The 13,234-nt window shown below is 66.3% G+C and carries 12 protein-coding genes; 8 read left to right on the top strand and 4 right to left on the bottom strand.

The window, feature by feature from the left end:
* The first annotated feature begins 9 nt into the window (after nt 1–9).
* Nucleotides 10–1,482, top strand: a complete 1,473-nt coding sequence (locus AC1C2T_RS02990) for a DUF2252 domain-containing protein (protein ID WP_495384200.1) — start codon at nt 10–12, stop codon at nt 1,480–1,482.
* A gap of 77 nt (nt 1,483–1,559) precedes the next feature.
* Here AC1C2T_RS02990 and AC1C2T_RS02985 read toward each other — a convergent pair whose 3' ends face one another.
* The 3 genes from AC1C2T_RS02985 to AC1C2T_RS02975 all read right to left on the bottom strand — a co-directional run bounded on the left by AC1C2T_RS02985 (nt 1,560) and on the right by AC1C2T_RS02975 (nt 4,234).
* Entirely contained in the window at nt 1,560–1,844 is a 285-nt protein-coding gene (locus tag AC1C2T_RS02985; RefSeq protein ID WP_495361693.1) for an iron-sulfur cluster assembly accessory protein, read from the bottom strand.
* Between the two features lie 142 nt (nt 1,845–1,986).
* Entirely contained in the window at nt 1,987–2,691 is a 705-nt protein-coding gene (locus AC1C2T_RS02980) for an SOS response-associated peptidase (protein ID WP_495384199.1), read from the bottom strand.
* 76 nt (nt 2,692–2,767) lie between these two features.
* Entirely contained in the window at nt 2,768–4,234 is a 1,467-nt protein-coding gene (locus AC1C2T_RS02975; RefSeq protein WP_495384198.1) for a SulP family inorganic anion transporter, read from the bottom strand.
* 295 nt (nt 4,235–4,529) lie between these two features.
* Between AC1C2T_RS02975 and AC1C2T_RS02970 the strand changes: the two genes are divergently transcribed.
* From AC1C2T_RS02970 to AC1C2T_RS02940, 7 genes are all read left to right on the top strand, one after another.
* On the top strand, nt 4,530–5,726 hold the full coding sequence (locus AC1C2T_RS02970; protein ID WP_495384197.1) for an ROK family transcriptional regulator: 1,197 nt from the start codon (nt 4,530–4,532) through the stop codon (nt 5,724–5,726).
* Complete coding sequence (locus AC1C2T_RS02965) at nt 5,723–6,904, top strand: Gfo/Idh/MocA family protein (protein WP_495384196.1); 1,182 nt, start codon at nt 5,723–5,725, stop codon at nt 6,902–6,904. The genes AC1C2T_RS02970 and AC1C2T_RS02965 overlap by 4 nt, the downstream gene beginning before the upstream one ends.
* Nucleotides 6,905–6,970: 66 nt before the next feature.
* Nucleotides 6,971–8,263: an ABC transporter substrate-binding protein gene (locus tag AC1C2T_RS02960; RefSeq protein ID WP_495361698.1), complete on the top strand. Its 1,293-nt coding sequence runs from the start codon at nt 6,971–6,973 to the stop codon at nt 8,261–8,263.
* 14 nt (nt 8,264–8,277) lie between these two features.
* The gene (locus AC1C2T_RS02955; RefSeq protein ID WP_495384195.1) at nt 8,278–9,258 is read left to right on the top strand and encodes a carbohydrate ABC transporter permease; all 981 of its coding nucleotides are present in this window, start codon (nt 8,278–8,280) and stop codon (nt 9,256–9,258) included.
* A complete protein-coding gene (locus tag AC1C2T_RS02950; protein ID WP_495384194.1) occupies nt 9,248–10,129 on the top strand; it encodes a carbohydrate ABC transporter permease in 882 nt (293 codons plus the stop codon). The genes AC1C2T_RS02955 and AC1C2T_RS02950 overlap by 11 nt, the downstream gene beginning before the upstream one ends.
* A 31-nt stretch (nt 10,130–10,160) precedes the next feature.
* On the top strand, nt 10,161–11,210 hold the full coding sequence (locus AC1C2T_RS02945) for a Gfo/Idh/MocA family protein (protein ID WP_495384193.1): 1,050 nt from the start codon (nt 10,161–10,163) through the stop codon (nt 11,208–11,210).
* A complete protein-coding gene (locus AC1C2T_RS02940) occupies nt 11,207–12,283 on the top strand; it encodes a Gfo/Idh/MocA family protein (RefSeq protein ID WP_495384192.1) in 1,077 nt (358 codons plus the stop codon). The genes AC1C2T_RS02945 and AC1C2T_RS02940 overlap by 4 nt, the downstream gene beginning before the upstream one ends.
* A 13-nt stretch (nt 12,284–12,296) precedes the next feature.
* On the opposite strand, the gene AC1C2T_RS02935 is transcribed toward AC1C2T_RS02940, so the two are convergent.
* Nucleotides 12,297–13,187, bottom strand: a complete 891-nt coding sequence (locus AC1C2T_RS02935) for a helix-turn-helix transcriptional regulator (protein ID WP_495384191.1) — start codon at nt 13,185–13,187, stop codon at nt 12,297–12,299.
* Nucleotides 13,188–13,234 lie beyond the last annotated feature (47 nt).

Raw genomic sequence — 13,234 nt, 5'->3', positions numbered from 1 at the left:
GGGAGCACCATGAAGGCCCACCACGCGACATCCGACGCCGTCTCGCCGCCCGAGGCCGAGGTGTCGCAACCCTCACCGACCGACTTCGCGGGCCGCGCCCAATTGGGGCGCGCGGCCCGGCGCCGCTCACCGAGGGGCGCGCACGCCGACTGGCGCCCGGCCGCCGACCGGCCGGACCCCGTCGCGCTGCTCGAAGAGCAGGCGACGACCCGGGTGCCCGAGCTCATCCCGATCCGGCACGCCCGCATGATGGTCTCGCCGTTCGCCTTCTACCGGGGCGCGGCCCTCATCATGGCCGCCGACCTGGCCGGCACGGCCGACTCGGGCATCACCGCGCAGATCTGCGGCGACGCCCACCTCTCGAACTTCGGCGTCTTCGGTACACCCGAACGCAAGCTCGTCTTCGACATCAACGACTTCGACGAGACGCTGCCCGGCCCGTGGGAGTGGGACGTCAAGCGGCTCGCCGCGAGCTTCGAGGTCGCAGGCAGGCAGCTCGGCTTCACCGAGGTCGAGCGACGAGCGATCGCCGTCGAGTCGGTGCGCGGTTATCGCAAGCGGATGCGCCGGTCCGCCGCATCGCGCGTGATCGACGCCTGGTACGACCGGCTCGACGCCGACCAGATCGCCGAATGGGTCCGCGACGAGCATCGGGCGGCCCGGGTGCTGAAGGAAGAGGTGAAACGCACCGAGGCGACACTCTCGAAAGCCCGAACCCGTGACGGTATGCGCGCATTCTCGAAGCTCGTGAGCGTCGTCGACGGTGACCTGCGAATCACGGGCGACCCGCCGTTGATCGTGCCTCTCGAGGACTTACGGCCCGACGACCGTTCTCGCGACGACGATGAGCAGCAGATGCGCGCGTTGCTGCGTGACTACGAGGCGACGCTGCCCCTCTCGAGGCATCCGTTGCGCGAGTACACCTTCGTGCACATGGCCCGGAAGGTCGTCGGCGTCGGGAGTGTCGGCACCAGGGCGTGGATCGTGCTGCTGCGCGGTCGTGACAACGACGACCCGCTGCTGCTGCAGGCGAAACAGTCCCAGTCGTCGGTGCTCGAACGGTTCCTGGGGCCGAGCCGATACGAACATCACGGTGAACGCGTCGTCAGGGGCCAACGCCTGATGCAGGCCGCGAGTGACCTGTTCCTCGGGTGGCAGCGGGTGACCGGCCATGATGGCGTGGAACGCGACTACTACCTGAGACAGTTGCACGACTGGAAGGGCGGCTTCGACGTCGAGCACGCGAGGCCGACCGGGGCGAAGCTCTACGCGCGCATCTGCGGCGAGACGCTCGCGCGGGCCCACGCTCGTTCGGGCGACCGGGTGGCGATCGCCGCGTACCTCGGTGGCAGCGACCGGTTCGATGAGGCGGTCGCCGATTTCGCGGTCGGCTACGCCGACCAGAACGAACGCGACTTCGAGGCATTCGTCGCAGCCGTGGCATCCGGCCGGCTCGAGGCGGCGCCCGCGTCGACGCCGTGATCGGGCCGCTCCCCGTACCGCGGGGGCCGGTTTCGCCCGGGCGGCGGCGGAGACCGCTCGCCCGGGCGACCTCGGACTCAGCCCTGCGTCGCGATGGCGAACCGGGCGGTGCCGTCGTCGCCGATCTCGGCGTCGAGCACCTTGTCGTCGAGCGCGATGACGGCATTCGTGCCGAGATAGACGCGCGCGCCGTCGCGTTCGACGATCGCATCGAGGTCTTCGGGCGCCTCGACGATGCGCACCGCGAACTCGGTGGCCTCCGGATCGTCGCTGTTGATGCGAAGGCCTCCATCGGTCGACCCGATGCTCTGCGCGACGATGGCCTTCACGACCGTGGTTGCCGATTCGGTGAGTGTGAGCATGTTGCTCCCCTTCCTGTCTGGCGGCGAGTCAGCCACGATTCCGAGAGTGAGCGGATGCCGCAAGGGCTCGCCGCCGATTCTCCGGAGACTCCCATGGAGACCCGCTGCTCGGCGCGCAGGCGCTGCCCGGGGCGACTTCGGCTCAGCCGAGCGGAGCGATCAGGCTCGGGTCGGCCGGGTCGACGGCGCGCGAGTTGTTGACCCGGCGGTCGACCTCGTAATTGGAGATCGTGGCGGCGACGCGCTCGGACTCGGAGGTGAGCAGGTCGAGCATCTCGGCTTTGCCTTCGTCGTCGAGCTTCACCGGCGCCAGGTACTCCTGCCATGCGTCGCGCTCGAGGAAGACAGGCATGCGATCGTGCACCTCGCCCGAGGCATCCCTGGCCTCGCGCGTGATGATCGACGTCGAGACCTCCCATTCGTCGCCGATCTTGCGGGTGGTGTAGATGCCGGCGGCGGCGAGCAGCGGCTGCTCGCCGTGCAGGAAGAATGCCTGTTTGTGGCCCGGCTCACCGGTCCACTCGTAGTAGCCACGCATCGGCACGAGGCACCGGGATGAAGCGAACGCGCCCTTCCACAGTCCGTTGGTCGCGACCGTCTCGATGCGGGTGTTGAACTGCGGGCGCTTGGACTCCTTCATGAACGAGGGGTGGAAGTTCCACACGGCGGCATCGATCGAGCGGGTGATCTCACCGGTCTGCTTGTTCTGCCGCTCGCGCACGATCGGCACGAGCTGGGTCGGGGCGATCGAGTACTGGGGCTTCCAGTCGCGGTAGTCGTTGCCCTCTGCGACGAACTCCTGGATGAGCTCATCGAGCTTTGCGTCGTTTGCGAATCGTCCGCACATGCAGCCAGTCTGCACCCGACCACCGACAGCCCTACTGGGTGTTCGCCTGCAGCAACTCGGGTTCGCGAGCTGAACGTCAGTGCCCGGCGCCGAGATTGCCGGCGAGCCGGTCGCGCATCGTGGTGCTCGCTTCGTTCAGTCCAACGATCACGGCACGCTTGCCGTGATGCTCGTACTTCGTCGTGATGGCGTCGAGGGCGGCGACCGTCGAGGCATCCCAGATGTGTGAATTCGACAGGTCGATGACGACTCGTTCGGGGTCGTCGGCGTACTCGAACTGCGTCGTGAGGTCGTTGCTCGAGGCGAAGAAGAGCTCGCCATCGACCGTGTAGTTGACGGTCGGCACGCTCGCGTCCGTGTCGATGCTACGTACGACGGTTGCGAAGTGGGCGACCCTGCGGGCGAACGCGACCATGGCGACGATGACGCCCACGATGACGCCGATGGCGAGGTTGTGAGTAGCCACGACGACCGCGACGGTGGCGACCATGACCAGAGTCTCGCTCTTCGGCATGCGCTTGAGTGTGGTCCACCGGATGGAGTGCCAGTCGAAGGTCGCGACCGTGACCATGATCATGACTGCGACGAGCGCGGCCATCGGGATGATCGCGACGACGTCGCCGAGCACGAGGATGAGCACCAGCAGGAACACACCGGCGAGGAATGTCGAGATTCGGGTGCGGGCGCCCGAGACCTTGACGTTGATCATGGTCTGGCCGATCATCGCGCAACCGCCCATGCCGCCGAACAGGCCGGAGAGGATGTTCGCGGCGCCCTGGCCGAGCGATTCGCGGGTCTTGCGCGAGTGCGTATCGGTGATGTCGTCGACGAGCTTCGCCGTCATCAACGACTCGAGCAGGCCGACGAGGGCCAACGCGAGCGCGTACGGGGCGATGGTGGTGAACGTCTCCCAAGTGAGCGGGATGTTCGGGATGAACAGCTCGGGCAGGCTCTCGGGCAGTTCACCCTGGTCGCCGACGGTCGGCACGTTGAGGCCTGTGGCGACGGTCGCGGCCGTGATCAGGACGATCGCGACGAGCGGGGCCGGAACGAGCTTGGTCAGCTTCGGCATGAACACCATGATGAGCAACCCGGCAGCGACCAGCGGATACACCAACCACGGCACCCCGATCAGCTGCGGAAGCTGGGCGGTGAAGATCAGGATCGCGAGCGAGTTGACGAAGCCGACCATCACGCTTCGCGGGATGAAGCGCATGAGGCGCGCGACACCGAGCACGCCCATGATCACCTGGAAGATTCCGCCGAGGATGACGGTGGCGATGAAGTAGTCCATCCCGTACTCGCGGGCGACCGGTGCGATGACGAGCGCGACGGCGCCGGTCGCTGCGGTGATCATGGCCGGGCGGCCGCCGAGGAAGGCGATGGAAACCGCCATCACGAACGAGGAGAAGAGCCCCACGCGCGGGTCGACCCCCGCGATGATCGAGAAGGAGATCGCCTCGGGGATGAGCGCGACGGCGACCACGAGACCGGCCAGCACCTCTTTCGTGAGGATGCGCGGCGTGCGCAGTGCCGTGAGCACCGACGGTTCAGGCTTGTATCTGTCGGACGTGTCTGTGCGCAGCTTGATCGCCAAGATGATCTCCGGTGGGGAAGCGGCTCTCAGGAACGATGGAACGTGTCACAGGTCGAGCGCCGTCGCAGGAAGCCGCTCGGTTTCTTGCTCGGCGGGATGGCACGCCTCTGAAGATCATCATCGCAGTACGGCCGGCGACCCGCGGTATTTCGCGGCCGGGATGCAGGGACGGCGAGGTGAACTCGATGGTCGAAGGGTTTCGATAGGCGGTTTTGTAACCTGCTAGCGTTATGCCCGAGCGATGACGCCGACGGAGAAGAACGGTCGAATGAACACATTTGGTCCAGCAGACATTCGTCGCGCGAATGCGCTCTCCTGCGTTCATGTGCTGCGCAGCGCGTCGTCCCCACTGACGCTGAGTGACATCGCACAGCGAACCGGGTTGTCACGCCCGACGGTCGATGCCGTCATCGCCGCATTCGAGCAGCGAGGTGTCGTCACGAGCTACGCGGCCGAAGGTGCATCCAGTGCCGGAGGGCGACCTGCGCGCCGTTTCGCGTTGGAGGCGACGAGTTCACTCGTCGCAGGCATCGACGCGGGGCCTCGAAACGTTCGCGTGCTCATCGCAGATCTCAGGGGCCGAGTCATCGCCCGTGTCGAGCGCAGCTTCGAGGGATCCCCCGAGAGCGAGGAACGTCTTCGATTCGTCGGCGACACGGTCGTGCAGGCGCTGGAGTCGACCGGGCTTGCCCGCACGCGTCTGCGTGCGGCGTGCATCGCAGTGTCGGGAATCCTCGGGGATGACGGTCGCCTCGCACACAGCATCGCCGTGCCCGCATGGAACGGTCTCGCAATCGCCGAAGAGCTCGGCGCCCATCTCGGGTGCGATGCGTTCCTCGAGAACGACATCAAGCTCGCCGCGTTCGCCGAGCACCACATGGGCGCCGCGCAATCCGTGGAGAACATTCTCTACATCCAAACGGGCAACCGGGTCTCCCTGGCACTGACCTTCGACGGCCAGATCTTCCAAGGAGCCCACAATAGCTCGGGCGAGGTCGGCAGCCTGCGCGGCATGCGATGGGCCAGCAACTCCGTGAAGGGTCAACTCACGTGGAAGAGCGCCGACACCGCGGAAGGCGTCTTCGCGAAGGCTCTCGATGGTGACACGGCCGCGCTCGACGAGGTGCGCACGTTCACGAAGGAGATCGCTCCGCTCATCACGACGGTGAGCCTCGCCGTGGACCCTGCACTCATCGTCGTCGGAGGTGGCCTCTCGCACTCCGCCGACCTGTTCGTCGACATGCTCAGCGCAGAGATCCACCATCTCAGCGTGCTCGCCGACAAGCCCCCCGTGGTGGCGTCCCCACTGGGGTCGGTGGGAACAGCGCTCGGAGCGCTCGCACTCGCATTCCAGAAGTCATCCACCCAGCTCTTCGGAATCTCAGGAGTCCCCGTGCCCGACATCACGACGCCGACCGATGCGAACGAGACCGTGTGAGCACCGCACTCCGAGTCGGACTCGTCGGTGTCGGTGCGAGAGCCGGTATCGGCCGGTGGGTGACGGGGCAGGGCACCGCCGCAGAGCTCACCATCGTCGCCGACCTCCGCCCCCAAGCCGAAGAGCGCGCGCGCTCGCTCTTCGGCGACGGGATCGCATTCGTCACCGACTACCGGCAGTTCGCAGAGTACGACCTCGACGCCGCCGTCATCACGACGCCCGACGACGCGCACGCCGACGTCGCGGAGTTCCTGTTGCGCGCTGGAATCGCCGTCTACCTCGAGAAGCCGCTCGCGATCAGCCTCGCAGAATGCGATCGCATCCTCGCTGCGGCCCATGAGTCGGGAAGCAAGCTGTACGTCGGTCACAACATGCGTCACATGAGCGTCGTGCGCACCCTACGCGACGTCGTGCAGAGCGGGGCCATCGGCGAGGTGAAGGCCATCTGGTGCAGGCACTTCGTCGGCAACGGCGGCGACTACTACTTCAAGGACTGGCACGCCGAGCGCAGCCGTGTCGGGAGCCTCCTGCTGCAGAAGGGCGCCCACGACATCGATGTGATCCACTGGCTCGCGGGGGCCTATACCGAGCTCGTCACCGGCATGGGCGACCTCATGGTCTACCGCGACGTCACCTCCCGCCGAGACAACGCCGACCGTCTCATGGGCGACTGGTTCAGCTCCGACAACTGGCCTCCGACTGAGCAGACCGATCTCAACCCCGTCATCGACGTCGAAGACATCTCGATGATCCAGATGCGGCTCGCCAATGGCGTACTCGCCTCGTACCAGCAGTGTCATTTCACGCCCGACTATTGGCGCAACTACACGATCATCGGCACGCACGGGCGGGCCGAGAACTTCGGTGACTCGTCAGGCGGCGTGGTGCGCGTGTGGAACAAGCGGCACGAATACCAGGAGCACGGTGACCTCGAGTTTCCGATCGACGGTGACGAGGCAGGTCATGGAGACGCCGACCAGCTGACCATGGCCGAGTTCCTGCGGTTCGTCCGCGACGGCGGTGCGACCGAGACGTCGCCCGTCGCCGCCAGACAGGCCGTCGCGACGGGCATCACAGCTGCCGAGTCGCTGCGGGACGGGTCGAGGCCACGAGCCATCGCCCCGCTCCCCGTCGAAGTACAGCGGTACTTCGACAGGCATCAGGTCGAGGCTGACTGACCGACACTCGGTCGACGGCGCAGACGGATGTCCCCCTCCCATGAACGAACGAAAGTGAGAAGCCGCATGCGGTTCCTGAAAAGAGGCCTCGGCGTCGCCGCGATCGCCGTCCTGCTGTCCGGTTGCGCGTCTGGCGCGGATTCCGGCTCCAGTGAGATCGATGCCAACGCCGACCCGGCCGACGTCACCGGGGACGTCTCCTACGCCATCTGGGATGTCAACCAGCAGCCGGCGATGGAGGAGCTCATCGCCGACTTCAACAAGACCTACCCGAATGTGGAGGTCTCCATCGAGCTCACGGCGTACCCGCAGTACTTCACCAAACTGCAGACTCAAGGGTCATCCGGAACTCTGCCCGACGTCTTCTGGATGAACGGGCCGAACCTCCAGCTGTTCGCCTCCAACGGCCTGCTGGCACCTCTCGAGCCGTTCGAAGAGGCGAAGGTGCTGGACACGGCCGACTACCCAGAGGCGATGAACGACATCTACACGCTCGACGGCGTGCAGTACGGCGTGCCGAAGGACTTCGATACGATCGCCGTCTTCTACAACCGCGACATCCTCTCGCGTGCCGGCGTCGCCGAGCCGACGTCCGACTGGACGTGGGACGAATACCACGCGGCCGCGAAGCAGATCAGCGACACGTTGGGCGGCGAGGGGATCATCGGCTCGGGTGACAACTTCGACACCCAGGCGATGGTCTACCCCTCCATTCTGAGCAACGGCGGAAGCATCATCTCCGACGGGGAATCGGGCTACGACGACCCGAAAGCGATCGAAGCACTGCAGTTCTGGGCCGACATGGTCGCGGACGGATCCATGCTCACTCCCGCACAGAATGCCGACACCACTGGACTGACGAAGTTCACGAACGGGCAGGCCGGCATGATGTGGACCGGCAACTGGCAGGTCTCCGCGTTGCTGGAGTCCGTCGTCAAGGACGACGTCACCGCCGTCGAACTGCCGCTCTCCCCGTCGGGTGATCGCCAGACGGTCATTCACGGCATCGGCAACGTGCTCAACGCGAAGTCCGCCGGCGACCCCGCAGCGCAGGCGTTCCTCACCTACCTCGCCTCGGAGGAGGCCGCCATCATCCAGGCGGAGCTCGGCGTGGCGAACCCTGCGTTCAACGACACCCAGCAGGCCTTCGTCGACTCGGCTCCCGACTACAACCTCCAGGTCTTCGAGGATGCCGCGACGGAGTACTCCCAGGCATTCCCGGTCTCGAAGAACACGAGCGCCTGGAACAAGCTCGAGACCGAGCTGCTGCCCGAGGCCTACTCGGGTGAGCGCCCCGTCGACGAGGTCGCGCAAGACCTTGCGGAGCAGATGAACGAAGCCCTCGCCAAGGAGAAGTAGGAACGATGGCCTCGATGAGGAATGGGGTGGGTGTCGCCACGGCACCCGCCCCGGTGCCGGGAGCGTCTCCTGTCGCACCCGCACCCGCACCCGCACCCGCGCCCACGGGGCACCCGCGCCGATCGGTCGACGGGTACTGGCCGATCCTGTTCGTGCTGCCGCTGTTCATCGGTGTTGCCGCGTTCTACCTCTGGCCGCTCCTGCAGTCGTTCTACTTCAGCTTCACCGAGTGGGGCGTGTTCGGCGGAACGACCTGGACGGGGCTGGACAACTACGTCCGGCTCTTCAGCGACCCCAAGGTGTTGCGCTCCATTCTGAACACCGTCATCTACACCGCGATCCTCCTGCTGGGCATTCCCATCGCAACCGTCTTCGCGAGCCTGCTGAACCGCCCCGGGCTGAAGTTCGCGATGGTGTATCGCACGTGCTTCTTCCTTCCCTACGTCGCGATGCCGACCGCCATCTCGATGGTGTGGAAGATCATCTACAACCAGGACTACGGGGTCATCAATTCGGCGCTGCGGGTCTTCGGAATCGAAGGCCCAGCGTGGATCGCCACGGAATGGTTCGCACTGATCGCGGTCGCAGTGCTCGGACTCTGGATGTCCATCGGCTTCAACATGATCGTGCTCTCCGCCGGTCTCAAGGGCATCCCTGCCGAGCTCTACGAGGCATCGTCGATCGACGGAGCGACGCAGACCAAGCAGTTCTTCTCGATCACGGTGCCCCTCCTGACGCCGTCGATCTTCTTCCTGTCGGTGATGACGCTCATCTCCGGCTTCCAGCTGTTCGACCTGCTGTACGCGCTCCTCGGGCCGACCAACCCCGTCATGCCCAAGACGCAGTCGCTCGTCTTCATGTTCTACGACGCTGCGTTCCTCGCGAACGAGAAGGGGTACGCCTCCGCCATCGCCATGTTCGTGCTGGTGATCATCGCGGTGTTCACCTACGCGCAGTTCAAGCTTCAGCGGAAGTGGGTTCACTATGTCGACTGATACCTTCGCCCTCTCGACCGGTCGTCGCGGAACCCGCGCGACGACGGGCCGGATCAATCACGGAAGCAACTGGGTCGCACACACGATCCTGATCATCGTCTCGCTGCTGATGCTGTTCCCCTTCATCTGGCAGATCAAGCTGTCGATCTCCACCGAGGCGGAGATCATGGCGATCCCGCCGAACTTCTGGCCGTCGGGAGTCGAGTGGGAGAACTACGTCGAAGTCTTCCAGCGGCTTCCGTTCCTCAGCCAGTTCTGGGTCTCGCTCGCGGTCACCGCACTGCGCACCGTGGCACAGGTCATCCTGTGTTCGATGGCGGGCTACGCCTTCGCGCGCATGCAGTTCAGGTTCAAGGGGCTCCTGCTGGGCCTGATCCTGTCGATCCTCATGGTTCCCGGACAGGTCTACCTGATCCCGCAGTACCAGATCGTGCAGAACCTCGGCCTGCTGGACACGATCGTCGGAATCGCGCTGCCCGGTCTGTTCAGCGCGTTCGGGACCTTCCTGATGGTGCAGTACTTCAGAACGATGCCGCGGGAGCTCGAGCAGGCCGCGCGCCTGGACGGATGCAACAGCTGGCAGATCTTCTGGCAGGTCATGCTCCCCCTGGCGAAGCCCGGCATGGTCTCGCTCGCGATCATCACGATCCTCGCCTCGTGGAACGACCTGCTGTGGCCGCTCGTCGTCGCCAGCACTCCGGAATCCATGCCGCTCTCCGTCGGTCTGGCCACCCTCCAGGGGTATCGCGCCAGTGTGCACACCGGCGTGTTGATGGCAGCATCGCTGCTCGCGATGGCGCCCGTGCTCATCTCCTTCATCGTGCTGCAACGCCGCGTCGTCGAGGGCATCGCCTTCTCCGGCCTCAAATAGTCCTCCTCCTGCCCGAAATCGAAAGGCACTCATGCACCACGCGGAATCGTTGGCATCCGAATCCACCGCACTCGTCGTCGGTCTCATCGGCGCAGGCGGCATCTCCCGCGTTCACGCTCCCGCGTGGAAGGAGATGGGCGCGCACGTCCTTGTCCATTCGCAGCAAGGGGCTGCGGCGCTCGCCGAGCAGTTCGACCTGGAAGTCGTCGCGAGCTACGACGAAGTCCTTCGCCGTGCATCGATCATCGACATCGTGTCGCCGACGCCGTCCCACGAGGAGATCGCCCTGGCCGCGATCGCCGCGGGCAAGCACATCGTCTGCGAGAAGCCCCTCACGCTCACGGCGGAGTCGTCGCGCTCGGTGTACGAGGCGGCTGAACGCGCGGGTGTGCAGATCTACCCTGCGCACGTCGTGCGCTTCACCGCGCCATACGCTGCCGCGCACCGCGCGGTGACATCCGGTGAGATCGGACGGGTCGCCGTCGCGCGCTTCTTCAGGGAGGCATCCAGCCCCGCCATCGGCACCTGGTTCCAGGATCTGAAGGCCTCGGGCGGCATCATCATGGACCTCATGCTCCACGACCTCGACCAGGCACGGTGGACCTGCGGGGAGGTGCTCACCGTTTTCGCAGTGCAGAACCCGCCGACGGTCGACGATGTCGTGCCGTCGTTCGTGTCTGCGCACGTCACGCTCACGCATGTCGGCGGTGCGATCTCGCACATCCACGCGACGTGGGGTGCGACGGGCACGAAGTTCAAGACGGGCTTCTCGATCGCGGGGGAGGAGGGCGTGCTGACCTACTCCTCGCTGGAGAACACGGGCCTGACACCCGAGCTGCAGGGACAGTCGGAGGGCGCCCTCACCATTCCGACGAGCAACCTGCGGGAGAGCCCGTATCTCACCGAGATCCGCGAGTTCACTCGTGCGTTCCACGGCGGGCCCGCGCCGCGCGTGAGCGCGGAGGACGGCGCGTTCGCCGTCTATCTCGCCGAGGCCGCACAGCAGTCGCTGTCGACCGGCAAGGTCGTGACCATGTCGGAGTTCAGCACCAGGCCGACACGACAGGAGAATGCAGCGTGATCACGGAGAAGCCCCTGAAGGTTGCGATCGCGTCCTTCGCCCATGTGCACGCCGCCGGCTATGCGAAGGCGCTTCTGGCGCTCGACGTCGAGGTGATGGCGAGCGACCCGGATGGCGCGGCTGCACCCGATGCCGCACCGCGCGGCCCCGAACTCGCCGCGAAGATCGGTGTTCCGTACGCGGACGACTACGACGCGCTGTTCGCATGGGGTCCCGACGCCGTCGTCGTGACGAGCGAGAACGTGCACCACCGAGCGCTCGTGGAGCGAGCGGCGGCCGAGGGTGTGCACGTGCTGTGCGAGAAGCCGCTCGCGACGGAGGTCGCCGACGGGCAGGCGATGATCGCCGCCTGCGAAGCCGCCGGCGTCATCCTGATGGTGGCCTACCCCGTGCGGTTCGCCCCGCAGTTCGCCGCCCTGCGTCACGCCGTCGACACGGGCCGCCTCGGCGAGCTGTTCGCGATCGTCGGCACGAACAACGGGAAGATCCCAATCGACTCGCGGCAGTGGTTCACCGACCGGGAGCTCGCCGGCGGTGGCGCGCTCGTCGATCACGTCGTGCACTGCGCCGACCTGATCGACGCGCTCACCGGCGGCGCGCGAGCCGAATCGGTGTACGCCGTGGCGAACAACATCCTGCATTCCGAGAAGAACGTGAGCGTGGAGACGGGCGGGCTGGTGACGATCACGTACGCCGGCGGACTCATCGCGACGATCGACTGCTCCTGGAGCCAGCCCGACACCGCTCCGAACTGGGGCGGAGTCTCGTTGAAGGTCACGGGCACGCGCGGCTCGGTGGAGATCGAGCCGTTCGCCGAACACGTCGGCGGTATCGGAGTGCGCGGCGGCATCCGTCTCGGCTATGCAACGGATGTCGACGCGCTCCTACTGAAGGAATTCCTCGGCGCGGTGCGCAGCAGCGGCGAGGCCGTGCCAGGGCGCGCCCCCGTTGCGCAGCCCCAGCCCGATGGCGGCGTTGGGCTGCGCACGCTCGAGATCGTCGACGCTGCGCGGCGTTCCGCGGCGACGGGCGTTCCCGTTACGGTGCAGCGCGAGGAGGCACAGCAGGTGTGAAGGATCCCCCGGTTCAGCGCTGGAGCGAGGCGACCTCTGCTGCGACCGATGGGGCGATCGTCGCCGACAAGAGCGACACCGCTGCGGCATCGGATGAACCGGGGTCGGCCGCGTGGGTCATCATCCGCTGCCCGGTGGTGCCGGGAAGGTGGAGCACCTCGAAGTTCAAGTCGAAGTCTCCGACCTCAGGGTGGTGGAAGCGCTTCACTCCACTCACGCACTGCTGCACGGGGTGCTTCGCCCACAGCGCGGCGAACTCGGTGCTCTTGAGCGTGAGCTCGCCGATGAGCTGCGTCAGCTCGGCGTCATCCTGGAACTGGGCGGCGGTGAAGCGGAGCGACGCCACCGCGAGGGTGGCCTCCTCTCGCCAGGAGCGGTAGAGGTCTCTCGTATGGGGGTCGAGGAACAGCAGGTGCGTGAGATTCGGTCGCTCCGAAGGTCGGGAGGGGGCATCGAAGTCCAGGTGCCCCGCGAGGAGCGCATGGCCGAGCGGATTCCACGCGAGTACTTCGTTCCGCCGGCCCATGACGACCGCCGGCACGTCGGACATCGCCTCGAGCAGGCGGATCGTGCCGGGTCGGGCCTGATCGGGTCGCGCCGGGCTGCGGCGCCTCGCCCGCGTCGGCCGCGCCAGATCGTGCAGGTGCGCGCGCTCGTCATCGTTGAGGTACAGCGCGCGAGCGATCGAGTCGATGACGGACTCGGAGGCATTCGTGGACTGCCCCTGTTCGAGCCTCGTGTAGTACGTGGCCGAGACGCCCGCGAGCTGGGCGAGTTCCTCTCGTCTGAGGCCCGGCACCCGACGGACACCGAAGGAGGTGATGCCCGCATCCTCAGGGGTGAGCAGTGCGCGCCGGGCTCGAAGGAACTCACCGAGCTCGTCTGATCCTGTTCTGCTGTCCATGCATTCATTCTGGGTCTTCCGGCAGGAAACAGCCTGCCCTTGCCAGT

The organism is Agromyces sp. Y558, from assembly GCF_059445415.1.
Note: the sequence above shows the minus strand (reverse complement) of the source record. Positions and strands in the feature narration are given on the sequence as shown.